Source organism: Candidatus Nitrosopumilus sp. bin_68KS (assembly GCF_054095825.1).
Map to the genome: position 1 here is coordinate 92,318 of NZ_JBSWSP010000008.1, position 23,314 is coordinate 115,631.

Consider the following 23,314-nt stretch of genomic DNA (forward strand, 5'->3'; position numbering starts at 1 on the left):
ACTTCAATCTTACTTTTTTTGTAAATCTCTAAAAGAAGTAATTTATTATCTATTTTTTTCAATAATATGATTATCTAGCCATAAAACTTCTAATTCTGATTTTTCAAAAACTCTTAACCCGTCTTTAATTGTTCTAACAATTGGTTCACCATGGAGATTAAATGATGTGTTTAATAATGCTGGAATCCCAGTTTTTTCATAAAATTTAAAAATTAAGTTCCATAAAACTGGATTTTGTTCTTTTTTCAATAATTGTGCTCTGGCAGTTCCATCTGCTTGATGAACCGCGGCTGGAATTTTGTTTTTTCCATCCTTGGTTTCAAAAGCTATTGTCATAAAAGGAGATTCTAAATGTTTGGGATTTTCTATCAATAGATCTTGATATTCAGACAAAATGATTGGGGCAAATGGCATCCAAAAATCTCTTTTTTTAATTGAATTATTAATTTTTTCAACATTTGAACTAGTTCGCGGATCTGCAATGATGCTTCTATTTCCTAAAGATCTTTGACCCATTTCCATACGACCTCGGCATACTGCAACAATCTTATTTTCTAAAATTTTATCAAGAATTTGATCTTCAGAATTAAATTTTTCAACATTATATTGTGATAGAGGTTGAATATCTTTCTCATCATAAGAAGCATTTGAGCCAAGATAAAGAGAATTGAGAGGTTTAGGTTTAATTCCATTCATTTCTGCCCAATGATAACATGCACCAATAGGAAGAGTTTCATCAGTTCCTGCCCCACAAACAAAAAATCTCTCAATATTGGGAATTTCTGAAATTTTTAGATTAGCTTTAACGTTCATTGATACACCACCTGAAAAAACCAAATTTTTAGCGTTGTAAAATATACATGCACTAGAAATCCATTTTACCAAGATCTTCTCAGTGAATGATTGTAATCCTGCTGCAATATAATCAAATCTAAAATTCTTTAAATTATTTTTTAGATGGTCATAAATATCTGGGATATTCTTATTGAAAGTAAATTCTAAACCATCAATTTGTAATATATTTTCAAATACTTTTTCTACTTTTTCAATCATAGGTCCATTATAATATGATGCAAGACCCATTACTTTGTATTCATGTTCATTTGCTAACATCCTCAAAACAAGTGTTGTGTATCTATAAATTCTTGCTAATTGAAAATCTTTATGATCATATTCTTTAACTCTCTCAATTTTATTTTTTTCTTTTGAATATAAGGAAAATGTACCACTTAGATCATCACCCCAAGCATCAGCAGTTACAATTAGAGTATTATCTTCTCTAATTGGACTACCATAAAACCCATACGCAGCATGACACCAATCATGTTCCATGTGAACAATTTTCTCTTGTTCAACATCTAATAATGAAGAAAGAATTTGTTTGAAAAAATTAGATACTTTTTTTCCATCTTCTTCAGTATACGGATTTTGTAATTTAAAAATTTCAAATTTTTTACCAATTTCAGTGTCATATGGAAATTGATTTAGATTTATTTTTTCCTTAAAAACTTCTAAAAACGATTTATTTTCACCCAATACAAGATTTGGATACCAATACTCTTCCATTGCTCTTATTTGATCATCTAATGAAAAAGTAGAATATTCATTAATCAATGAGGGTATAAGACTAATTTTATTACCACAAATAATTATTTTATCAAGATCTTTTCCTTCAAGTCCAGAAAATTGCAATGCTTCTTTTATAGAATTTACTGGGAAAGATGAATCAGATTTTATCCTTGAATATCTCTCTTCACTAGAAGAAAAAATTACATGATCATCAACAAATACTGCACATCCCGAACATTTTTCCAGTGTAACTGCCAATATCTTCATGTTTTTGCTTATTTTACATTCAAATATATATTCAAACTATCACATTGACAATTCATCTTTGAATATATTTGTAATACACTACAAGAAACTAGAAATATGTGCTGTAATTTTAAAACATAATTGAAAATATGCAAAAAATGCATTCAACCAAATACTAGACCAAGTGTATTATTTAACGATGAATCAATATGCGGAGCATGTTTGTGGGAAGAGGAAAGAAAACTAATTGATTGGGATAAACGAAGAGATGAATTAAGAAAAATTGCTCAAAATGCAAAAAATAAATCAAAAGGACCTTATGATTGTGTAATAGGTGTAAGTGGAGGAAAGGATAGTACTAAACAGGCAATTACTGCTAGAGATGAATTAGAGCTTAGATGTTTACTAGTAAATTATGAACCAGAAAATATTACTGAATTAGGAAGACAAAATATTGAAAATCTAAAGTCTCAAGGATTTGATGTTATTACTATTAGACCCAATCCTAATGTAATGAAAAAACTGATCAAATATGATTTTTTAAAACATTTGAATCCGGTAAAGGCATCTGAATTTCCACTATATTCTTCAACATATGTAATTGCTGAAAAATTTGAAATTCCATTAATCATTCAAGGGGAAAATCCAGGTTTAACAGTTGGTGCAAGCTTAACAGGAGTAGGAACTGATTCAGATGCATTAAAAGCATATCAATTACAGACACTATCAAGTGGATGGAAAGAATATCTCAATGTAGACGGGATCACAGAAGATGAATTGTATCTATTTCACTACGATGTTAATAAATTAAAACAACTGGACATTCAAGGGATATGGATTCAGTACTTTCTCAAAGAATGGTCATATAGAGGAAATGCTGAATTTTCTAAAAAATATGGATTTAAAGAACGTGAAAAAATTCAACCTTATGAAATTGGAACATATGTAGGATTTGCTCAAATAGATTCAGATTTAGTTCATGTTAATCAAATGCTAAAATATATCAAATTTGGTTTTGGTCAATGTATGGATCATGCATGTTACGATATAAGAGATGAATTAATGGATCGTAAGACTGCAATTGATCTTGTACTAAAATATGATGGAAAATGTGCAGATAGTTATGTAAATGATTTTTGTAAGTATATTGAAATTTCTCAGAGTGAATTCTGGGATACTGCTGAAAAATTCCGAGGTGAGATATGGTATGATGATGGTAAGTTACATAATAAATTACATGATTTATTACAAAATGAATTAGATACATAAAAATATCATTAATTTTATTCTAATGAATTAATTAATACATTTGAAGCTCTATTTCTATTTTTCATATATCGTTGTAAAAATTTTTGAGAATTTTTTATAATTTCCAATGAATTATTTTCATCAAGAAGATCTAAAATTACATCTGCCAAATTTTCAGAATAATTAACTGTTTTAATTGCATTGTCTTTAATAAATTCAAATTCAATTCTGTTTTGTTGTAATTCAATATTTAATGTAGGTTTCTTAGATAACATTGCTTCTAAAATTACACTAGAAGCATCAAAATTATCGGTTGCAACATTAACATGAAGATCACAATTTTGAAATAATTCATTAATCGGTTCATATTGAAAAAATTTTATTTGATTATTTGTAATTATCATATTTTTTATTATTTCATTACTTTTATTTTGTTGTGGATGTAATTTAAAAATTATTTCAACATCAGGGTTATTTTTAGTAATTTGATAAATTTTTTTCAAAGTTTCTTCATATCTGTCAAAAAGACTAATTCTTGGGCCTTCCATATGAGTGATAACAGGCCTCAATGATACTAAGATTGTTTTTTTGTCAGTTTTTTCCTTGGTTTTAGTAACAAAGGAATCATATTTTGGACTACCAGTAACAAGAATTTTACTCCTATCAATTTTTTTTATATTAATTAAATAATCTCTCACAACATCTCCCCAAACTGCTATTTTATCCCTCACAAAATTAAAATCATCTAAGACATCAAAATGAGAAATGGATTCAGTATAATTTGCAAATGCATGTTGTAGATGCAAGATTGGAATATTTCCTCTTACATTTGAAAAAACTTTCTCAGTTTCTCCTGAAAAATTTAGTGTAAGGATACTCTTAACATCTGATCTAGATTGAATTGATTCAGCAATTAGGATTTGAAGCATGTATTCATCAAATCTTTGAATTAATAGTTGATTGAGTTTGTGTTGAAGAAACATACTAAAATTGATTTCATTGTAATCAAAATCTAAAAGATTTTTTTTATTATCGATTATTTTATTTATATTACTTAATAATTTATTCTTATTTTTTTCAAATTCATCTAATGTATTTTTTTTTATCCAATCTTCCGGAATAATTATAGTAGAATTAGAATTAACCAAAAATTTTAATGACTTTAAATTATTAATTGGTGATTTTCTGAAATTTAATAAAACTGGTTTAAAACCTAATTTGTTAATTTCTTCTAATAAAATATGATATGTTTCAGGATTAAATTCCAACAAAACAATTTTTTTCTTATCATTTTTTCTTAAACCAAAAAAATACCCCATATATTTTTCTAGTAATTGTTTAATTTTCTTGTACTTTTTTCTTCCAATAGTTATTTTACTTTTTATAACTCCAATCTTGATTGGAATAATTATTTTTTCAAAACTGGTAAATTCGTCTGGAGTTTTATTTATAAAATCAATTTTTTCTTTATATTTAGATTCTACAAATATTTTATAAATATTGTAAGGAAGAAAAATTTTTTCATAATTGTTATCTTTTAAAATTTGATTTACAACTTTAATTTTAGGAATTATATCCATTAGAAATTCATGTAGTTCATTTCGATCAATTAAACTTAGAAGATTTATACCGTGAAAAAACAATTCATGACTATCAAATTCTTCTATTTTTTTTAAACATTTATTGCAATATTCAAATAATTTTTTCCTATCAAAATCAGTTAGGAAATCATCAATTAATTTATGAGAGATATTTCTGATTGATAATTGTTTATGTGATTCATAATCAAATGCAATTAAGTCTAAAGAATTGGTTTTTAAAATTTGATTTAAAACCGTATTATTAATTTCATCCAAAATATATAATTTAGTCATAAAAAATCATTTTTAAAATAATTTTTTAGTTATATAAAATAACTAGTAGAATTAATTTTAATGATTATAAGTCATATAAATTTCATTTTAGAAGAAACAATATAGGCACAAAGATGATACTAAAACGGAATTACCTTTTAAAAAACATCATGTATATCATTTTTGTTCATTTCAATTAATACGATTATTAGCAAATTGTGAATTTTCATTTAATTCTACTATGAAAAACTTTCAATAAGAATTGTAATTAAATTATTTAGAGACTATAGTAGATTAAATTATTAATGAATAATTGAAGATAAAAATATGAATCCAAATTTTTTCATTGTTGGTGGTTCAAAATGTGGAACTACTAATATTTCGTATTATCTTAATTTGCATCCAAAAATTTTCTTTTCACAGTTAAATGAACCATATTATTTCTGTCAATGGGATATTCCAGAAAAATTTGAACGGGATTCTATGATTACAGATATGAGTAGATATCTTGATTTGTTCAGAAATGCTACCACTGAAACAATCGTTGGTGAAGCTAGTTCTACATATCTTAGTTGTCCACATGCTGCAACAGAAATTAAAAAAGCATTTCCAAAGTCTAAAATATTAATTTCAATACGAAATCCAATTGAACGAGCTCATTCAGCATATTTTTCATATCAATTTATGCATCCTACAAACCAAAGTTTTTTAGAAATGATTAAAGAACATGAAAAATTAATCAATGACAGGGTTTTCTATATAGATAGTATTTTAGAATCAGGTTTTTATAAAAAAAATATTATGCGATTTCAAGAGGTTTTTGGAGAGAACAACGTCAAAATTATAATTTTTGAAAACTATATTAAAAATATCGAATTTGAAATTAAATCTATTCTAAATTTTTTGGAGTTGGATGAGAATATACATTTAGAGGAACAACCTAAAGGTTCCTACAGAACCCCAAAAAATTCTATCTCAAAAATATTATTGAATAATAAAAATTTTAGAAAATTAGCGACATTTCTAATCCCAACAGTTATGAGGCAAAAATTAGGGGACAAATATTTTTTAAAACAAGTAAAAAAACCCGAAATGCTAGAACACGAACGTAATTATCTAAAAAAATTTTATATGGATGAAGTAACTAAGTTAGAAAAATTTTTAGATAAAAGACTCCCATGGAAAGATTTTCATTAGTTTGAGTTTGATAATTATTAATTCTTACTAGAATCAATCAGATAATTCATTTTTAATCGTAGTGATTACTAGATTCTGCTCTTTTTTACCGATATCCGGATATAATGGAAGAGACAGAATTTCATTGTATAATTCATTAGAGTTTGTGAGTTTATCTCGAATTATTCCTTTCTTTCTATAAATAGAAAATTTGTGGAGAGGCTTGTAATGAACAGTAGTTCGAATACCAGAAGATAGTAGTTTCTCAAATAATTTATTTCGAGAGATGGGAAATTTTTTATTAATTCGTAAAATGTAAAGATGACATGCATTTTCTAGTAAATTTTTTTCAGTAGGAATAGTTAATCCATCAATATTTTTAAAATGTTTATTATAATATTTGAAAGCACTTTGTCTTTTTTTATTCAAAATTTGAATTTGTTTTAACTGACTAATGCCTAAAGAAGAACGAATTTCATCTAATCGATAATTATAACCTGCCTCTTTTATATCATAATCCCATGGGTATCCTTTGGAATATCTGTCTTTAAGAGAGCGTGAGATTCCATGATTTCTAATTATTCTTACATGTTCCGCAAATTTTTTATTTTTAGAAACAATCATTCCTCCTTCAATAGTAGTGATATTTTTTGTAGGGTAAAAACTAAAACAACCAGAATCACCAAACGTACCTACATGTTTATTTTTAAATTTAGTTCCAATTGCATGAGCACAATCTTCTATAACAAATAGTTTTTTAGCTTTTGCAATTTTCATTATTTTTGTCATGTTACATGCCAAACCTGCAAAATGAACTGGAATTATTGCTTTGGTATTTTTAGAGATACTAGATAAAATAGAATCTGAAGAAATGGTCATAGATTCTTTATCAACATCCACTATGACTGGTTTTGCTCCAGTTAATAGTACAGCATTTACAGTAGCAACAAAAGTAAGATCAGGCACAATTACTTCATCATTTTTTCCTATTCCAAGTCCCGTTAGTGAAAGATGCAAGGCAGATGTAGCGTTAGATACACCAACAGCAAATTTGGAATGAACATAATTGGAAAACGATTTTTCAAATTGTATTAATTTAGGACCGTCTGTAAGTAATTTTTCGTTTAATGCTTCAAAAACAGCTTTTTTATCTAATTCAGACAAGGATGGGATGAAAAATGGTACTTCGATTTTAGGATTATTAAATGAGTCTTTTTTATTTTTCATCGTATCCCCTCATCAGGTTCATTTTTTTGTGATTGAATTGTATCATCATAAACCTTAAACACTGCATTTGACATACTATCTAAATTACCTTCCTTATTTACCATATTAAATCCTGATTCTGCCAATTTTTGACATTTCGATGGATTTTCTAATAATTCAATAATAGCATCAGCAAGTTTCTGTGAATTTGAAGGTGGAACAAGTAAACAGTTTTTGTTATGAGTTATTGTATACGGAATCCCATGTGCGGTTGTACTGATTACAGTTTTTTTACAAGCAAATCCTTCTAAAGGTGTCAGAGGAGATAATTCCCATCTTGAGGGTAGTACTAAAAACTTACATTGATTATATGCAGAAATTACATCTTCTCTAGGAGGTTTTTTTATTACAATGATGTTTTTCGATAAATTAAATTCGTTGATTTTTTGTTCCATTTGGGATTCAAATCCAAAATCAACACCCAGTATTGCAATTTTAAGTTCTTTTAGATGAGAGTGATTTTTTATTAAATTAATTGCTTCCAAAAGAGTATCTACTCCTTTGACTTGATGAAATCGTCCTAAGAATAGAATGAATTCATTGTGAATTTTATATTTTTGACGAAAATCCACATTAGACGATTTTAATTCATCCAAATCGATTCCATTTTTCACGATTGAGATTTTTGATGCATTGCAAAATTGTAAAAATATATTTTTTTCATATTCATTTGCAACAATTACTTTACTTGATTGATTGATTATGAATTTAATTAATGGTTTTTGTAATTTCACTAAAAATCTCTTTTTAAATGAAGATTCCTTTAGATCAGGATGGGTGGTAAGTCCACCTTGATCTGAAATAACTAAAGGGATTTTTTTTCTTTTTGAAACGATTGCTGAAATTAAAGCCTGGAAACTCCGAATGCCCATGGTATGAATGATTTCATAATCATCATTCATCATCTGTTTATACATTCCAAAATTCATGAAGAAAAGAAAAGATGAAAACCATACATGTGATCTCTTTACGGTAAAATTTCCTATTTTTTCCTGTTTTGGTAATTTTTTATTGAATGTATTTGTATTATTTGCAAAATCAAGATCAGTGGTATAGATGGTAATGTTATGACCATCATTTGATAGTTTTTTTGCTATATGAATACAAAGGAACATTATTCCTCCAAATTGTGTTGCGGGTAATGAAGCTGGGCACGTGATTGCAATTTTCATTTTTTAACATTTTTTTTGGAGTATTTACTTCTAGTTAAAGTAATTAACATAAATTCATAACTGTAGGTATAATTTTTCTACAACTATGAACTAATATATGAAAATTCTAAAAAAGACATAGAATGAATAAAATGTCTATTATTTTTCAAATTTTAACAAACTCCATTTTTAATCCAAAATTAGTTTTTGATCTTATTGAAGAAAGATCACAAATTCAAGACGATGAAAATCATAAGAAACATGAATATAATTATGATTTTCAGTCTGTTGAAGATTTTTTCAAAAAAGTTTTCCCAAATTCCAATATTTGCAGATATGATCAAGAATTGATTGAGTTGAATTCACATGTTAAAAAGAGATTTGATGAATTAAGGTTTGAAAAATATCCATCGAAGAAAAAACCATATCCCGTAAATTATTCAATTAATTCAGATTCAAGGAAATTTTTGTACTATTTGATCAGAGTTTTAAAACCAAAAAATATTGTTGAGACGGGTGTAGCATATGGAACAAGTAGTGCATACATTCTGAAAGCATTACATGAAAATAGAATTGGCAAATTATATTCTATTGATTCAGTTTTTAGACCTTGGCAAACTGAAAAAATGATAGGTGCAATCATACCAGATAATTTAAAGAATAGGTGGGAATTGGTTTTAGGAAAATCTACTAAAAAATTAAAAAATCTTTTTGATGAACATGATGGCATAGATATTTTCATTCACGACAGCTTACATACATACAAAAATATGATGTTTGAATTTGATACAGCATTTGAAAATATTAATAAAAACGGAATGATAATATCAGATGACATATTTGAGAATGATGCATTTTATGATTTTTCTAATAAAAGAAATCTAAAAAATTATTTGATTAGAGTTGATGAAGGAGTAGGATTAGGAATCATCAAGAAACCTTAACTTTTTTTGCATAAAGAAATCCAATATCTGAAAATAATGATTTTATTTCAATCTCAAAATTTTGATTAGTAAGAATCCTCTTTAATTCTACAAGTAATTCAGGTTGTGAGTCTGCCATATGATATTCTATTACCATTTTATCAATTTTTTCAAAATATATTGAAGGTAGATTTCTCAAAATTTCGTATTCAGCACCTTCACAATCTAGTTTAAGGAAATTACATTGTTCAATTTTATTGACATCAAAAATTTTTTTCAAAGAGATTGAATCAACAGAAACACTTTGAGATGACTGAGAAAACATGCTATGTCCAGACTCATCATTATTAATGAATAGTGTTATTGGTTGATTGGAATTTGAGACTGCAGTATTAAAAGTCCTTACATGTTTCAAATCATTTAATTTAGTATTTTCTACTAATAATTCGTAATTTTCTTTTACAGGTTCATAGGAATAAACCAATCCTTGAGTACAATATTGAGATGCATATAATGTAAATAATCCAATATGGGCTCCAACATCAATAACTACATCATTAGATTTAATTTCAAAATTTGGTCTTTTGTATTCTTCAATTAACCAAACATGAGTTAATGCCATTAAATCAGTTGAATTTTTTCTGATTTTGATGATTTTGTTAGTTCGTGTTTTAAAAATAACAAAATCTTTTTGTGTTAAATTATAATATAATAACGGATAAACAAGCCAATTTTTGAATACTTCTTTAGATTTCCTTAAAATTGAAAGTTTTTCTGAAAATGTAGTCAATTATATCAAATTTGACACAGATATTAATAAATCACAAGGAATTTTTTTAAAGCGACATTAGGATTTGGATTACATGAAAATAATGATTTCAGGAGGAGCAGGTTTTGTGGGAAGCCACCTTACAGAATATTTGTTGAAAAAACACCATAAAATAATCATTATTACTAGAAAAAATACACATAATCTTAAAGATATCAGGAAGGATGTAAATATTGAAAAAATTGATGTTACAAATTTTACAAAATTAGAAAGATGCATTATAAAAAATAAACCAGATGTAATTATTCATTTAGCAGGAAATACATCACATTCAAAATCATTTGAAGAGCCTCTAAATGATCTAAATTCCAATACTAAATCCACATTAAATATTCTTGAAATTTTGAAAAAGTCTTTACCAAATTGCAAATTTGTTTTAGGCAGCACATTTGTTGTAATTGGTAAACCACCAAAGCTCCCAGTAAATGAGCAAACACCATGTAATCCAACTACACTATATGGTGTAAATAGACTATCAAGTGAATATTATACAAAAATTTACAATCAAGTTCATGGTTTGGATACAAATATTTTTAGAATAACAAATTCATTTGGACCAAGAGAGCAGGTCATTCCTAACAAAAATGCAATAAATTATTTAATTTACAAAGCTTTCAAAAGTGAAGATATAACCATTTACAATAAAGGTAAATTTTTTAGAGATTTGATTTACATTTCAGATGTAGTAGATGCAATTGAAAAAATTATCAGAAAAGGAAAATCTGGAGAACTGTATTGGATATCATCAAACAAAAAAATATGGTTTTATGAAATAGGAGATTTACTTCAGAGAGTAACAAATGCTAAAATAAAATATGTGAAACAACCAAAATATACCAAAAAAGTTGATGTAGGGAATTTTGTTGTTGATAATACTAAAATGAAATCATTAGGATGGAAACCAAAAATCTCTCTAGAAGAAGGGATTCAAAAAACATTAAAATATTTTAAAGAAAATAAAATGTGAAAAAATTAAGACATTTTCTGAATATATTTTTCAAATGAAGTAAATTGATAATTTGAAAGTAATTCACTCATTCTATTAACAATTTTATCTAAATTATGATATGTGATAAAATTATTTTTTACAGAAAGTTTCACTTTAGGCATATATTCTGGTGTTAATTCCCATGAATGAATATAAAAAACTCCTGGTAAGTTTTGTTTTTCATATTCATTTATTGCTTTTTTTGTAATACTAAATGGAAGTGTTCTTAGATAAAACCCACCTCCTGCAGGAATAGTTTTTCCTAAAAATTTGGTCACCATTAATGGAAATTCAAGAATTTTTCCGTTGGAATTATCATGATCTAAGGAATCACTAGTAATTTTATATGGGTTTTTTGGTGCATTTGGATTTCCGTACATGATAGATTTCGCGGGTACAATACTACTATCATAAACATAATCATATTCTTCTAGAACATCAATTACCCATGAAGACTTTTGATTTAAGGAAAAAGTAGGAGCACGAAATCCTTTACTTTTATTATTAGTCAGCATAGCAAATTCATCCAATTCTTTTGAGAATTTTTCTTTGAAATTTGGGGAATCAAGTCTAGAATGATACATTGTATGAAATCCTATTTCATGTCCTTCATTCAGAATTTTATCTAATAGTTCTGGAAAATTTTTAAGGATTTCACCTACCATGAAAAATGTTGCACTAGTTTTATGCTTCCTAAGTAATTCTAAAATTTTATCAATACCTTTTACTATTTCAAAAGATTTTTTTTCATTTGTTAGAGCTTTTTGAATTAATTCAGGATGAAACCAATCTTCAAAATCAATTCCTAATAGATTCAATATGTTTAAAAAAATAAATTACTTAATAACCCTTAAGAATACTAATGTTCAATTTTTTTTATAACTCTTGCAGGATTACCAGCCACAACACAGTAATCAGGAACGTCTTGAGAAACTACACTGCCAGCACCAATTATTGAATTTCTACCTATGGTCACGCCAGAAATTATAATGCAGCCAACACTAATCACTGCACCAGTTTTGATAGTTACTGGTTTTATTTTCCTAGGATAGCCATGATTTTTTAAAAATTCATTCGTTGTAGGGTTTACATGAGTGAAGATCATCGAATTTGAACTTATAGTCACATTATCTTCAATTGTGACTAATTCAGGGTGCAACAAATCAATTAAAACATAAGGTGAGAAATGACAATTTTTTCCAATTTTAACACCCCTATAACGTTGAAATGTAATTACAAAATTTGGGAGAGGTGAAGAATAAGCTAGTGAATGAAATACCCAGCTTTTAAAAAATTTGAAACGTAGTTTTAGTTTTCCCAGTGTTCCTGAAAATCCGTAATATTCCATTAATTCAGATTCATTCTTTTTAAAATAATTTGGATTACTCATATCTTATATTGTTACTTCAACATAAAGCGTTTAACTTTTCCGTATTCTGTTTTAGGAATATTTGCTACAAAATCTATTTTTGTAGGAATTTTATATTTTTCAAGATATTTAATACAATGACTCAGTATTTTTGATTTATCTAAATCAGAATTTAGTGTTTTAACTACATGTAACTTTATTACTTGACCAAAAATTTTGTTGTCTATTCCAAATGCTGCAACATCTTCAACTCCATCAATTTTTTTTACAATTGATTCTATTTCTTCTGGCATTACTTTTTCTCCTCCTATGTTAATAATGTCATCATTTCGGCCAAGAAGATACAGATATCCATAATTATCAATATAACCTAAATCCCCAGTTTTTAACCATCCATCAACTATATTTTTGTCAGTAAATTGTTTTTCCCAATATGTTTGAATTACATTATTACCTTTAATCCAAATTTCACCTTTTTCAGAGTTATTTTTGGTAGCATTAACTATTTTTATTTCAACATTTGGGGCTGGTTGACCTACAGATTCATCAAAAAAAGAATCTTTATCAAACACCATAAAAGTGGATCTTGATGCTTCAGTTAGACCATAATAAGTAGCCAAATTTCCGTTAGAAAGTATTTTTTTGAAATCTTGAATTGTTTCAAGTGGAATTTTTGTACTATTAGTAATTACCAGTCTAACATTAGAAAAATAATTTATTAACTCATTTTTATTAAATTTTAGAAATTTTGTTAATGTAGATGGAATAGCTGCTAGTGTAGTAGCTTTATGTTCTTTTATTAGATTTAAAATATTTTGTAAATCGTTAGTATTTTTTAATAGAATTAATGTAGAACCAACACATAATGAAGTATGCAAACACCCTAATCCAAAGGAGTGATGTAATGGTAACGGTAAAATATCAATATCAGAATTTGTATACTTTAAAATTTGAAGGATATTTTTGGTAGTAAAATCAACCATAGCATGAGTCACACCAACTCCTTTAGGGACAGATGTTGTTCCAGATGTATATATCAAATATGCAAAATTATTTGTTTTTAAATTGGTATTTGGATTATAGTTATTTTGTGGAATTTCATTAAACTGAAAAATAGGTATTTTTATTGAGTCAAATTTTGAAATCTTGTTAAAAACTGTATTTGAACAAATAATAGCAGATGAACGAGACGAGTTAATTTGGGCCTGTAAGTTAGATTCAGATATCTCAGGAGGTATTATATGAACAGTTTTTCCAGAATTAATGATACCTAAATAAGAAATTACAAATGAAGGAGAATTTCCAGCCATTAGACTAATAATTTTTTTATCATTAAGAGTCGAAATAGAATTGGAGAAAAGAACTACAGAATTCCAAAGTTCTTCAAAAGTAAATGAGTTATTTTCAAAAATTAATGCGGTTTTTTTTGGGAATTGTTGTACTGAATTTTTTAAAAAATTAATAATGTTCATGATAAATGAGAACGTACACATTCAAGAAGATCATTAGCTGATTTTATTTCTATTGCTTCATCCAAAGTAAAAGAAATATCGAATTTAGCTTCTGCCAGAGTAATGAGGTTTAATTGTGCAAAAGAATCCCAATTTTCATAGTCTTTTTGTTCTTTCTTCCATGAGAAATCAGATTCGGATAAATTTGGAAAAGCTTCAAAAAAAATGTTTTTTACTAAATTTTCAATATCCATTTTCACAACATATTGCAAAAATTAGTGGATAATAAATAAACCTTCTCACCATAGAAAGTGTGCTTGAAGGAATTGGAATTGGAATTGACATTATAGACATTAAAAGATTTCAAGAGAAACCATTTGATAAAAATCAAAAATTTTATCAAAAAATCTTTAATGTATCAGAAATAAATTATTGTTTAAAGAAAAAAAATGCTGCTGAAACTTTTGCTTCAAAATTTGCAATTAAAGAAGCAGTCATCAAATCAACAAAAAAACAATTGGATCTGTTGGATATTTTAACAGATTATGTAGATTCAAAACCCACAGTCAGTTTGTCAGATGATTCAACATTTAATTTTCTTGTTAGTATAAGTCATGAAAAATCATATGCAATAGCAATGGTGATTTCAGAAAAAAAATAAAATTAACGAAAAAATCTTTTAGTAATTTTTGCTATTGAAATAAGGAAATTATTAAATAAATTATTCTTTTTTTGATCTAAAACCCAAGCAGGGACTAAAAGTTCATTTTTGAATTGTTTGAGTAGTGTAGAATCAGGAACGCATTTTATTTTTTGATTTTGCGCATATTTACTATTAATTATCTTTAAGTTTCTTAGTATTTCCCAATCTGCTAAAATTTTCATTTTTCCAATACCTCTTGTAACGTAAAAAAACAATACTGCTACATCTATAATCAATAATGATGGAAGCATTTTCAAAAGAGTACATCTATCATAAAGAGTAAGTAAACAATATTTTCTATTTCGTTCCATGAGCTTAAATTTAATAGGACTCCATTTGAAACTATATCCCTCTTTTGGATGATATACAATAGATTTTGGGACATAGAATGAATGGATATTCATTATTGCTCCACGCCAACATAATTCTAAATCATCATGAAATGCAAACAGAAAAGATTCAAACAATCCAATTTTTTCAATTAATGCTCTAGAAGTAAAAAGACATGTTCCTGATGCATAATCAATTTGTTCAAATTTTTCAAATAATTGTTTGTCTTTCTCGCCTTTTGAACGTGAATAACCAAAACCAAAAATTTGAATCATGTTTCCAGTGCTTAATAACATTGAATGATCTGTTGTAGCCAAAAATTTTGGTTGATACAAACCTTCACCATTAGTTTCATAAGCTTTTAACAATTCATCTAACCAGTAAGAATCAACAATTGTATCAGGATTTAAAACAACAACAAATTTACCGCGGGCTTCTCTTAAACCAACATTATTTCCTTCACAATAACCTAAATTCTCAGAATTTTCTATTAGGTTAATAGTAGGAAATTTTTCTTTACATTTCTTATGACTTTGATCACTTGAAACATTATCAACTAAAATTATTTCAAAATTTTTGTAATGGGATTTAAGGATGGATGATATACAATCTACGAGTAAGTCACCAGCATTATAATTTAAAATAATAATACTGACTAATTTTTTAGAAATGGATTCTTCGTCTATTTTTTTATTTTCTGGAAATGACATATTTTTTAATTTTAAAATAGATATAAAACTTAAAGGGAATTTAATTTCCATTCGTGAGGAAGTTCTCTCATATGTTGACTTTTTTGTTGTTTAATATCTTGGAATTTTAGTAAGCTTCGTATTTTTTCTTCAGACAAATTGGAAATTTTTTGTATTTCTGGAATGATAAGATGATTCTCTCTAGAATATAAAATTAAATCAACAACATCATATGGTACAGAATAAAAAAACTCTTCATCAGTAGTTCTATAGCTCCAAACATCAGGTGATGCATCATTATTCATAATATCTTGATTAATATTCAGAAAATCACCAATTTGATAAATTTGTGATTTGTATAAATTTACAAGTGGTTCTATGTCTGAACCACCATCACCATATTTAACAAAATAACCTTGTAAATATTCTGATTTGTTGGTAGTACCCACAACAGAAAAATTATTTTTTTCTGCATAATAATACAACATAGTCATTCTCACTCTATGTTTAATGGATGTAGCAGCTGTAAGTGAAAGAAAATCAGAAGAAGAAATTTTGATTTTATGCTGTTCATTTTTATCATCTAAAATTTCTAGATATGGCATCCCCACTGAACTAAAATTTGGGGGAACAACAACACGATATTTACAATTAGAATTAAAATTAGGAAATCTATTTTTAACAATTTTTTCTCTATTTGAATAAACTCCAAAAGAATCTAAAATTGGAGTAATGTCTATATTTTGAATATTGATATTATAAGCTTCAGAAATTTTATCAATTAGAGATTTATTGTTCTGATCAGATTCTTTTTCAAACATGGTCAATCCGAGAGTTTTTTCTGAACCCAAAGCTTTAACACATAACGCCATAGTAACTGTAGAGTCAATTCCTCCACTAAGTCCTATAACTGCTCCATGTCTGTGAAATTTTTCAAATATTTCATCGTGTAAAAAATTACATATACTATCTACATGTTTTTCAACGTTCTTTAATTTCAAAAAATCAGGCATACTTTCCATCAGTAAGCTTGCGAATTGGTAATTAATTAAATATGTAGCTAAAAAAATTATTTTATTAGAGAAAACGAAAGAAATTGTCAAAATCTGAAGATAAGATCACAAAAAAAGTAAAAGAGATGTATCTCAAATATCCTTATCCCTCTCCTTCTAGAGAAATATCTCAAACCAATGAATTACTAAATTTATTGAAGATTTTTGAAATTGAGAATAAAAAGAAAATTGAAAATATGAAAATTTTAGATGCAGGATCTGGTTCAGGTCATAGAATAATTAATGTTGCCAAATATTTTAAAAAATGTGAATTTATAGGAGCAGATATTTCAAATTATTCGTTAGAAATTGCAAATGAATTAAGAGAGAGAAATAAGATAGAAAATATTCATTTTGTTCAAAAAAATATTTTAACTAATATTTCAAAGTTAGGAAAATTTGATCTTATTTTATGTATGGGAGTTTTACATCATCTCTCAAATCCTAAAAAAGGATTACAAATTTTATCTAAAATGATTAATTCTAATGGCATAATTTTTCTTTATGTATATGGAAAATTAGGAGGCCACAAACGTATGCTAAATAAAGAATTAATCTCTAGCCTTCTTGGAGAACAAAAAACTGATTATGAATTAGGAATAAAATTGGTAAGAGGTATTGGTTTCAATAAATTTGATTATGGTTGGAATTTAAAATGTGGAAATATTGAAGAAGAAAATTCATTGATTGTTGATTCCCTAATGCACATTAATGAAGAACTTTATGATTCATCAGACATTGATAATTTGTTTAAAAAATCAGGATTGTATGGATATGCAGTCTATGGAATTAGTGTAGGAAAGAAAGGGTTGCTTTTAGATATAGCTACAGAAACAACTCAGAAATTACTAATTCCACAAACCAATATTGCTAAAAAATTAAACTCAAAACTTGCTTTGGAGAAATACGAATCAAAAAATGTCAAAGAAAAGTACAGGATATTAGAATTACTTTATGAACCAAACGGATACACAATTGTCGGATTCACTAAAAAAGGGTATGAGAAAATTACCAATGATAGAATAAAAAGGAATTTTATAAAAATCAGTTAAATAAAAATTCTAGTACCTTCACCTAGCAGAAAAATTTTTTCATCTTGAGAATCATTTTTCATTTGAATCTGTGAATTTGAAGAAATAATGCTATTTCTAATTTTAATAGGACTGTTAATAATACAATCGGACATTACTATGCTATTTTCAATATCAGAATGAATAATTTTTGAGTTATCGCCTATACTTGAATTAGGTCCAATACAGACATTTTCCAAAATACAATTTTCTCCTAGAATTACAGGTCCAGTAATTTGAGATTTTCCTAGGATTTTTGTATCTTTGCCAACAAATACAGAACCAATTAAAGTAGAATCTTTACTTTTTTCACCATAAAAATAACTTTTTTTATTTTCTAGAATTGTTTTATTTGCATCAATAATATCTTCAGGAGTTCCTGTATCTTTCCAATAATCAGTAATTATATGATATGAAATTTTATTATTTTTAGATAAAAGAATTTGTAATGCATCAGTAATTTCCAATTCATTCCTCCAAGAAGGTTTTAGATTTTCAATTATTTCAAAGATTTTTGGAGTGAGAAAGTAGATTCCAGTTACAGCATAATTTGTTGGAGGATCTTTTGGTTTTTCCATTATTTGAGTGATTTTACCATTTTTCATATCTGCAATTCCGAACCTTGATGGGTTTTCAACTTCACAGAGCAATATTGAAGCATCATCATCAGAAATTACAAATTCGTTTGCAAAGTCATGAATATTTTTATGAATTATATTATCACCAAGAAAAACCAAGAATTTTTCATTTCCAATAAAATCATTACACAGACCAATGGCATGAGCAATTCCTCTAGGGCTATCTTGTTCTACATAGATTATTTTTACACCAAACTTTTCACCATTTCCATAATATTCACGAACTTTATTGGAGCCTACACCTCCAATAATCACTGCAATCTCTGTTACTCCAGCTTCTTTCATGGATTCAATACAATATTGAGACATTGGTTTATTTGCAATGGGAAGAAGTTGTTTTGGACCGGTATGAGTCAACGGTCTTAGTCGTGTACCATGCCCAGCATGTAATAAAATTCCTTTCATATAATGAATTATGGAAGATTGGTTAATAAAATAATGCTATTTTTTCCATGGAGTATTTTCAAGTGTATGTTCTGACAAATCTTTCCACCATTGTGTGTTAGAAAGATACCAATTAACAGTATTTTTTAAACCATCATCAAAATTGATTTTTGGATTCCAATCTAATTCATTTCTTAATTTATCTGAATTCATACTATATCTAAAATCATGACCTGGTCGATCTTCAACAAACTCAATTAAATCTTCAGACTTTTCCATTATTGAAAGAATTTTCTTTACAATGGTTAAATTATCTATTTCGGTATTGGATGAAATGTTGTATGATTGACCTGATTTTCCATTTTTTAATATAGAATAGATTGCATCGCAATGATCATCAACAAATAACCAATCACGTAAATTTTTTCCAGTACCATATATTGGGATTTTTCTATTTTTTTCAGCTAGCAAAATAATTTTTGGGATAAGTTTTTCAGGAAACTGTCTTGGGCCATAATTGTTAGTACATCTTGTAATTACAGTGTCACAATCATATGTTATATGATATGAATTTACTAACATTTCAGCACTTGCTTTTGTTGCGGCATATGGACTAGAAGGATTAAAGGGGAATTTTTCAGTAGCACTGTCTTTTTCTAAACTCCCGAAAACTTCATCAGTAGAAATTTGTACAAATTTCTTTTTATGTTTTTTTATAGATTCTAAAAGTGAGAAAACTCCATCAATATTAGATTTAAGAAAAGGTTTAGCATCTGAAATACTTCGATCAACAAATGATTCAGCAGCAAAATTAATTACCGCATCACAATCTGAGATTAATTTATCAATTAATTGTGAATTACAAATATTTCCTTTAATGTATTGATAATTTTCTGATAAAGGTAATTCAGCCAAGCTAACAGAATTAGAACCATAAAACTCTGCATCTAGATTAATTATTTCATGTTCATCATGATTTTTTAGTAAATTTAGAATAAAATTACTGCCAATAAAACCTAAACCACCAGTCACAAGAAGTTTCATGAAAAACCATTCTTTGGTATTAATAAAAGGATATAGATTATTTCATGCTGAATTTTTTCACCAGATTTTTATGTATTGTCTCATCTTAAAAAAAAATGGAAGAAAAAACGGAAATTATTAATTTAGAAAAACATGAAACCAAAGATATTTCTGATCATCATATCAATGGAAGCCTAACTGTAATTTACAGAGATTATGATGAAATCATCAAGAACCAGCCCAAAATGGTATATGTTAGTTCAGTTAATCCTGGTGAAATTAAGGGGCCTCACTTACATAAAAAAAGAAACAGCTATTTTACATGTATTCATGGGAAAGTAGTTTTTATCATTGAAGATAAAGATAGAAAATATTTAGAAATTGAATCAAGTTCTGAAAATCCAGTTGTGATAAAGGTTCCAAAAGGAATAGCATCTGCACATATCAATCCAACAAATGAAATAGGAAGGGTATTAGTTCTTACGGACTTAGCCTGGAAGCCAAATGATAACGAAATGGAGAATGTTACATTTGATGATTATAAATGGAAGAAATGGAAAGAATAATCCTGCAATTTTTCTTAAATAGGGTCTAATTTTGTTTATCTTTAAGCACATTACATAAAAATAATAAATTTTTGATAAAGATGAAGCAGATTAATAACTTAGCAAACATTGGATTAGCAGATATTATAGGCAGTGGTGTTTCTGCAGTGTTTTGGTTTTATCTTGCAATTCTAATAAGTCCAGATAATTTTGGTGAATTACATTATTTCATAAGTATTGTTGGTATTATAGCTTATTTATCATTAATAGGAGCTCAAAATACAATCACTGTTTATGTTGCTAAAAAAATTCCCATACAAAGTACTTTCAATTTTATTTCATTAATAATAGGAGGTGTTGGTTTTGTCACATTATATTTAGTATTTGAAAGAATAGATATGGGATTTTTAGTTATAGGATACATAATTTATAATTCAGCAGTAGGAGAGATATTAGGAAAAAGAGAATACAAGAATTATTTCAAATATGTTTTGATTCAAAAACTTTTAACACCTATTATGGGTTTAAGTTTATTTTATCTTTTTGATGTAGAAGGAATCATTTATGGATTAGCATTTAGTTATATAGCTTTTTCAGTAATAATTGTCAAAAGTTTTAAAGAAACAAAAATTGATTTTACATTATTAAAATCAAGAAAAGGGTTCATAATTAATAATTATTTGAATTCTTTGAGTGGAACGTTAAATGGTCAAGTGGACAAGATGATGATCATGCCAATTCTAGGAGCAGCAGTTCTAGGAAATTATTCACTTTCACTTCAAATAATTTCTGCAATGATGATAATTTCTTCAATTTTTTATAAATATATGCTTCCACAACAATCAGCTGGATTTAATATTGAAAAAACGAAAAAATTATTAATTTTATCAAGCATAATTTTAACAGTCATTGGTTTTTTTATTATACCAGTTACACTACCAACAATTTTTCCAAAGTATGTTGAAGCAATTGATACAATAAAAATAATGAGTTTGGCAATAATCCCATTAAGTATAGGGCAAATTTTTACATCAAAATTTTTGGCAATGGAAAAAAGTCAATATGTTCTATTCGCATTAATTATTTCATTATCAGTTTTAATACCAACAATGATAATTTTTGGCATAATATTTGGGATTTTAGGTGTGGCAAGCTCATTTGTTTTTTCAATATCAATTCAAGCATCATATTTCTATTTAGTAGATAGAAAATTAAATGAAGGTAAAGGAAATTGAAAGGAAGTAACGAAAAACTAAAGATTTGTAGTAGTAATAATTCATTATTAATTTTATTTTTTTTAATTGGAATAGGTCTTTTGATCAGATTATATTATATTCCATTTCATGTTCCAATAACATTAGACGGGATTGATTATTTTGCTTATACTGTTGCAATAAACAAAGAAGGGTATTTTCCAGAAGGATATTTATCGTTAAATTTTGGATGGTCAACGTTTCTTTCACCTATATTTTCATTATTTCCAAATTATGAAATGTTAGAATTAATGAATGTTCAAAGAATTTTTAGTAGCATTGTATCAACGTCCACTGCAATTCCAATTTATTTTCTAGCTAGAGAATTTTTTAAAAAAAATATTGCAGTATTGTGTGCATCGTTATTTTTATTTGAACCTCACATAATTGAGAATGCAGGGTTAGGAATTACTGATCCATTATTCATTTTATTTGTTACAATCACAATTATGTTTGTATTTATTAAAGAAAGAAAATTATTTTATCTTTCATTTATCTTTGCAGCATTTGCAACATTCACAAGATATGAAGGATTTCTATTAATTTTTCCAATTTTAATTTCGTTTATTATTAGAAAAGATTTTCAGAGAAATTCTATTTTACAAATTGGTATAGGAATTACATTGTTTTTTACTTTTCTATTCATGATAAATATTTCAGCATATGAACATACAGACTTAAACATAATATCACCATTGTTAGGAGGAACAAATTATGTTTCAAATTTTATTTTAACTGATACACCTGATCCAGATGATCAATTTTTTGGTGAAAATGTTGAAAATAGGCTTCAAGTTTTTATCTATAATTCAGCAATTGGATATTCAAAATATCTCGGATGGATATTAATTCCAGTTTTAGGGTTATTTATAATTCCAGGATTATTAACAATTAAGAAAAAACCAACTAAAAATAAAATAATTTTTCTATTATTCATAATTTTTATTTCAATTTCAAGCATCTATGCATATGGAAGAGGTATTCAAGAAACCAGATATTTGTATCCATTAATTCCAATCTTGAGTTTGTTCGCATGTAGTTTCTTCAGTTTTTTAGAGATGAAATTTGATATTAGAAAAATCATGATTGTTGTAATATCTTTAATCATATTGTTATCTATCGTATTTTTAGAACAAGATAAAACAGATTATAAATTTCAAAGTGAGATTTATGATATTACTTTGTTTGTTGTAAAAATCGCAGATGGAGTTAATGATTATGATGGAGCAAAATTTGTTAGAACTGCTTCACTTGAGAATTCATGGCCCGAATTACTAGAAATTGATCATCGGAAGAAAATGACTACAAATGTAAAAAAAATTTCATCAGAAGGGTTTGAAACATTAGAAGAATTTTTAATTAAAAATAAAAATAATAAATTATCTCATTTAGTGGTATTTGAAAATGATAAAAGAATATTCCTAAAAAACATATTCAATAATGAAAATAAATATACTTTTTTAACCAAAGTATATGATTCTGAAAGATTTGGATTTGAAAACAAAATAAGAATTTATCAAATAAATTATAATCTTTTTAATTCACTTCAAAATTAATT

The 23,314-nt window shown here is 26.8% G+C and carries 22 protein-coding genes; 9 read left to right on the top strand and 13 right to left on the bottom strand.

Features of this window, described 5'->3' with window-relative positions; translation table 11 throughout:
• Positions 1 to 45: 45 nt before the first annotated feature.
• Entirely contained in the window at positions 46 to 1,836 is a 1,791-nt protein-coding gene (locus tag ACW9W3_RS02590; RefSeq protein ID WP_457764607.1) for a carbamoyltransferase C-terminal domain-containing protein, read from the bottom strand.
• Positions 1,837 to 1,956: 120 nt separating this feature from the next.
• Here ACW9W3_RS02590 and ACW9W3_RS02595 point away from each other — a divergent pair, with 120 nt between their 5' ends.
• Entirely contained in the window at positions 1,957 to 3,084 is a 1,128-nt protein-coding gene (locus tag ACW9W3_RS02595) for an N-acetyl sugar amidotransferase (protein ID WP_457764608.1), read from the top strand.
• Between the two features lie 14 nt (positions 3,085 to 3,098).
• Here the strand turns inward: ACW9W3_RS02595 and ACW9W3_RS02600 are convergent, their stop codons facing one another.
• Positions 3,099 to 4,937, bottom strand: coding sequence for a UDP-N-acetylglucosamine 2-epimerase (locus ACW9W3_RS02600; protein ID WP_457764609.1), 1,839 nt, complete (start codon positions 4,935 to 4,937; stop codon positions 3,099 to 3,101).
• Between the two features lie 306 nt (positions 4,938 to 5,243).
• On the opposite strand from ACW9W3_RS02600, the gene ACW9W3_RS02605 reads away from it, so the two are divergent.
• On the top strand, positions 5,244 to 6,113 hold the full coding sequence (locus ACW9W3_RS02605; RefSeq protein ID WP_457764610.1) for a sulfotransferase: 870 nt from the start codon (positions 5,244 to 5,246) through the stop codon (positions 6,111 to 6,113).
• Between the two features lie 33 nt (positions 6,114 to 6,146).
• On the opposite strand, the gene ACW9W3_RS02610 is transcribed toward ACW9W3_RS02605, so the two are convergent.
• Together ACW9W3_RS02610 and ACW9W3_RS02615 are read right to left on the bottom strand one after the other, a co-directional pair.
• Entirely contained in the window at positions 6,147 to 7,319 is a 1,173-nt protein-coding gene (locus ACW9W3_RS02610) for a DegT/DnrJ/EryC1/StrS family aminotransferase (protein ID WP_457764611.1), read from the bottom strand.
• Positions 7,316 to 8,530: a glycosyltransferase family 4 protein gene (locus ACW9W3_RS02615; protein ID WP_457764612.1), complete on the bottom strand. Its 1,215-nt coding sequence runs from the start codon at positions 8,528 to 8,530 to the stop codon at positions 7,316 to 7,318. The genes ACW9W3_RS02610 and ACW9W3_RS02615 overlap by 4 nt, the downstream gene beginning before the upstream one ends.
• A gap of 122 nt (positions 8,531 to 8,652) precedes the next feature.
• Between ACW9W3_RS02615 and ACW9W3_RS02620 the strand changes: the two genes are divergently transcribed.
• The gene (locus ACW9W3_RS02620) at positions 8,653 to 9,453 is read left to right on the top strand and encodes a class I SAM-dependent methyltransferase (RefSeq protein ID WP_457764613.1); all 801 of its coding nucleotides are present in this window, start codon (positions 8,653 to 8,655) and stop codon (positions 9,451 to 9,453) included.
• On the opposite strand, the gene ACW9W3_RS02625 is transcribed toward ACW9W3_RS02620, so the two are convergent.
• Positions 9,440 to 10,222, bottom strand: coding sequence for an FkbM family methyltransferase (locus tag ACW9W3_RS02625; protein ID WP_457764614.1), 783 nt, complete (start codon positions 10,220 to 10,222; stop codon positions 9,440 to 9,442). The genes ACW9W3_RS02620 and ACW9W3_RS02625 overlap by 14 nt on opposite strands.
• Positions 10,223 to 10,295: 73 nt before the next feature.
• Here ACW9W3_RS02625 and ACW9W3_RS02630 point away from each other — a divergent pair, with 73 nt between their 5' ends.
• On the top strand, positions 10,296 to 11,228 hold the full coding sequence (locus ACW9W3_RS02630; RefSeq protein WP_457764615.1) for a GDP-mannose 4,6-dehydratase: 933 nt from the start codon (positions 10,296 to 10,298) through the stop codon (positions 11,226 to 11,228).
• Between the two features lie 5 nt (positions 11,229 to 11,233).
• Here ACW9W3_RS02630 and ACW9W3_RS02635 read toward each other — a convergent pair whose 3' ends face one another.
• Genes ACW9W3_RS02635 through ACW9W3_RS02650 form a run of 4 tightly spaced genes read right to left on the bottom strand, consistent with a single transcriptional unit; the run spans position 11,234 to position 14,323 of the window.
• A complete protein-coding gene (locus ACW9W3_RS02635; protein ID WP_457764616.1) occupies positions 11,234 to 12,067 on the bottom strand; it encodes a polysaccharide deacetylase family protein in 834 nt (277 codons plus the stop codon).
• A 41-nt stretch (positions 12,068 to 12,108) separates the two neighbouring features.
• Complete coding sequence (locus tag ACW9W3_RS02640) at positions 12,109 to 12,639, bottom strand: acyltransferase (protein ID WP_457764617.1); 531 nt, start codon at positions 12,637 to 12,639, stop codon at positions 12,109 to 12,111.
• An 11-nt stretch (positions 12,640 to 12,650) separates the two neighbouring features.
• Complete coding sequence (locus tag ACW9W3_RS02645; RefSeq protein ID WP_457764618.1) at positions 12,651 to 14,090, bottom strand: class I adenylate-forming enzyme family protein; 1,440 nt, start codon at positions 14,088 to 14,090, stop codon at positions 12,651 to 12,653.
• Positions 14,087 to 14,323, bottom strand: a complete 237-nt coding sequence (locus ACW9W3_RS02650; protein ID WP_457764619.1) for a hypothetical protein — start codon at positions 14,321 to 14,323, stop codon at positions 14,087 to 14,089. Before ACW9W3_RS02650 ends, ACW9W3_RS02645 begins: the two co-directional genes overlap by 4 nt.
• Before the next feature lie 59 nt (positions 14,324 to 14,382).
• On the opposite strand from ACW9W3_RS02650, the gene ACW9W3_RS02655 reads away from it, so the two are divergent.
• Positions 14,383 to 14,730 carry a holo-ACP synthase gene (locus ACW9W3_RS02655; protein WP_457764620.1) on the top strand — a complete coding sequence of 116 codons (348 nt, stop codon included), beginning with the start codon at positions 14,383 to 14,385 and terminating at the stop codon, positions 14,728 to 14,730.
• 2 nt (positions 14,731 to 14,732) lie between these two features.
• Here the strand turns inward: ACW9W3_RS02655 and ACW9W3_RS02660 are convergent, their stop codons facing one another.
• Both ACW9W3_RS02660 and nadE read right to left on the bottom strand, forming a co-directional pair.
• Positions 14,733 to 15,812, bottom strand: coding sequence for a glycosyltransferase family 2 protein (locus ACW9W3_RS02660; RefSeq protein ID WP_457764621.1), 1,080 nt, complete (start codon positions 15,810 to 15,812; stop codon positions 14,733 to 14,735).
• 29 nt (positions 15,813 to 15,841) lie between these two features.
• Positions 15,842 to 16,804, bottom strand: a complete 963-nt coding sequence (gene nadE / locus ACW9W3_RS02665) for an NAD(+) synthase (RefSeq protein WP_457764622.1) — start codon at positions 16,802 to 16,804, stop codon at positions 15,842 to 15,844.
• An 83-nt stretch (positions 16,805 to 16,887) separates the two neighbouring features.
• On the opposite strand from nadE, the gene ACW9W3_RS02670 reads away from it, so the two are divergent.
• A complete protein-coding gene (locus ACW9W3_RS02670) occupies positions 16,888 to 17,895 on the top strand; it encodes a class I SAM-dependent methyltransferase (protein WP_457764623.1) in 1,008 nt (335 codons plus the stop codon).
• On the opposite strand, the gene ACW9W3_RS02675 is transcribed toward ACW9W3_RS02670, so the two are convergent.
• Both ACW9W3_RS02675 and rfbB read right to left on the bottom strand, forming a co-directional pair.
• Positions 17,892 to 18,956, bottom strand: coding sequence for a glucose-1-phosphate thymidylyltransferase (locus tag ACW9W3_RS02675; protein ID WP_457764624.1), 1,065 nt, complete (start codon positions 18,954 to 18,956; stop codon positions 17,892 to 17,894). The two genes, ACW9W3_RS02670 and ACW9W3_RS02675, sit on opposite strands and share 4 nt — an antisense overlap.
• 36 nt (positions 18,957 to 18,992) lie before the next feature.
• On the bottom strand, positions 18,993 to 19,979 hold the full coding sequence (gene rfbB / locus ACW9W3_RS02680) for a dTDP-glucose 4,6-dehydratase (RefSeq protein ID WP_457764625.1): 987 nt from the start codon (positions 19,977 to 19,979) through the stop codon (positions 18,993 to 18,995).
• 95 nt (positions 19,980 to 20,074) lie between these two features.
• Between rfbB and ACW9W3_RS02685 the strand changes: the two genes are divergently transcribed.
• The 3 genes from ACW9W3_RS02685 (at position 20,075) to ACW9W3_RS02695 (ending at position 23,312) form a co-directional block, all read left to right on the top strand.
• On the top strand, positions 20,075 to 20,524 hold the full coding sequence (locus ACW9W3_RS02685) for a WxcM-like domain-containing protein (RefSeq protein WP_457764626.1): 450 nt from the start codon (positions 20,075 to 20,077) through the stop codon (positions 20,522 to 20,524).
• A gap of 80 nt (positions 20,525 to 20,604) precedes the next feature.
• Complete coding sequence (locus ACW9W3_RS02690) at positions 20,605 to 21,738, top strand: lipopolysaccharide biosynthesis protein (protein WP_457764627.1); 1,134 nt, start codon at positions 20,605 to 20,607, stop codon at positions 21,736 to 21,738.
• Positions 21,735 to 23,312: an ArnT family glycosyltransferase gene (locus ACW9W3_RS02695; protein ID WP_457764628.1), complete on the top strand. Its 1,578-nt coding sequence runs from the start codon at positions 21,735 to 21,737 to the stop codon at positions 23,310 to 23,312. Before ACW9W3_RS02690 ends, ACW9W3_RS02695 begins: the two co-directional genes overlap by 4 nt.
• The last annotated feature ends 2 nt before the right edge of the window (positions 23,313 to 23,314 follow it).

Coding starts and splice junctions, on each gene's coding strand:
- ACW9W3_RS02590 (WP_457764607.1), bottom strand. CDS start 1,836: ATGAAGATATTGGCAGTTACACTGGAAAAATGTTCGGGATGTGCAGTA.
- ACW9W3_RS02600 (WP_457764609.1), bottom strand. CDS start 4,937: ATGACTAAATTATATATTTTGGATGAAATTAATAATACGGTTTTAAAT.
- ACW9W3_RS02605 (WP_457764610.1), top strand. CDS start 5,244: ATGAATCCAAATTTTTTCATTGTTGGTGGTTCAAAATGTGGAACTACT.
- ACW9W3_RS02610 (WP_457764611.1), bottom strand. CDS start 7,319: ATGAAAAATAAAAAAGACTCATTTAATAATCCTAAAATCGAAGTACCA.
- ACW9W3_RS02615 (WP_457764612.1), bottom strand. CDS start 8,530: ATGAAAATTGCAATCACGTGCCCAGCTTCATTACCCGCAACACAATTT.
- ACW9W3_RS02620 (WP_457764613.1), top strand. CDS start 8,653: ATGAATAAAATGTCTATTATTTTTCAAATTTTAACAAACTCCATTTTT.
- ACW9W3_RS02630 (WP_457764615.1), top strand. CDS start 10,296: ATGAAAATAATGATTTCAGGAGGAGCAGGTTTTGTGGGAAGCCACCTT.
- ACW9W3_RS02640 (WP_457764617.1), bottom strand. CDS start 12,639: ATGAGTAATCCAAATTATTTTAAAAAGAATGAATCTGAATTAATGGAA.
- ACW9W3_RS02645 (WP_457764618.1), bottom strand. CDS start 14,090: ATGAACATTATTAATTTTTTAAAAAATTCAGTACAACAATTCCCAAAA.
- ACW9W3_RS02650 (WP_457764619.1), bottom strand. CDS start 14,323: ATGGATATTGAAAATTTAGTAAAAAACATTTTTTTTGAAGCTTTTCCA.
- ACW9W3_RS02660 (WP_457764621.1), bottom strand. CDS start 15,812: ATGTCATTTCCAGAAAATAAAAAAATAGACGAAGAATCCATTTCTAAA.
- nadE (WP_457764622.1), bottom strand. CDS start 16,804: ATGCCTGATTTTTTGAAATTAAAGAACGTTGAAAAACATGTAGATAGT.
- ACW9W3_RS02675 (WP_457764624.1), bottom strand. CDS start 18,956: ATGAAAGGAATTTTATTACATGCTGGGCATGGTACACGACTAAGACCG.
- rfbB (WP_457764625.1), bottom strand. CDS start 19,979: ATGAAACTTCTTGTGACTGGTGGTTTAGGTTTTATTGGCAGTAATTTT.
- ACW9W3_RS02685 (WP_457764626.1), top strand. CDS start 20,075: ATGGAAGAAAAAACGGAAATTATTAATTTAGAAAAACATGAAACCAAA.
- ACW9W3_RS02690 (WP_457764627.1), top strand. CDS start 20,605: ATGAAGCAGATTAATAACTTAGCAAACATTGGATTAGCAGATATTATA.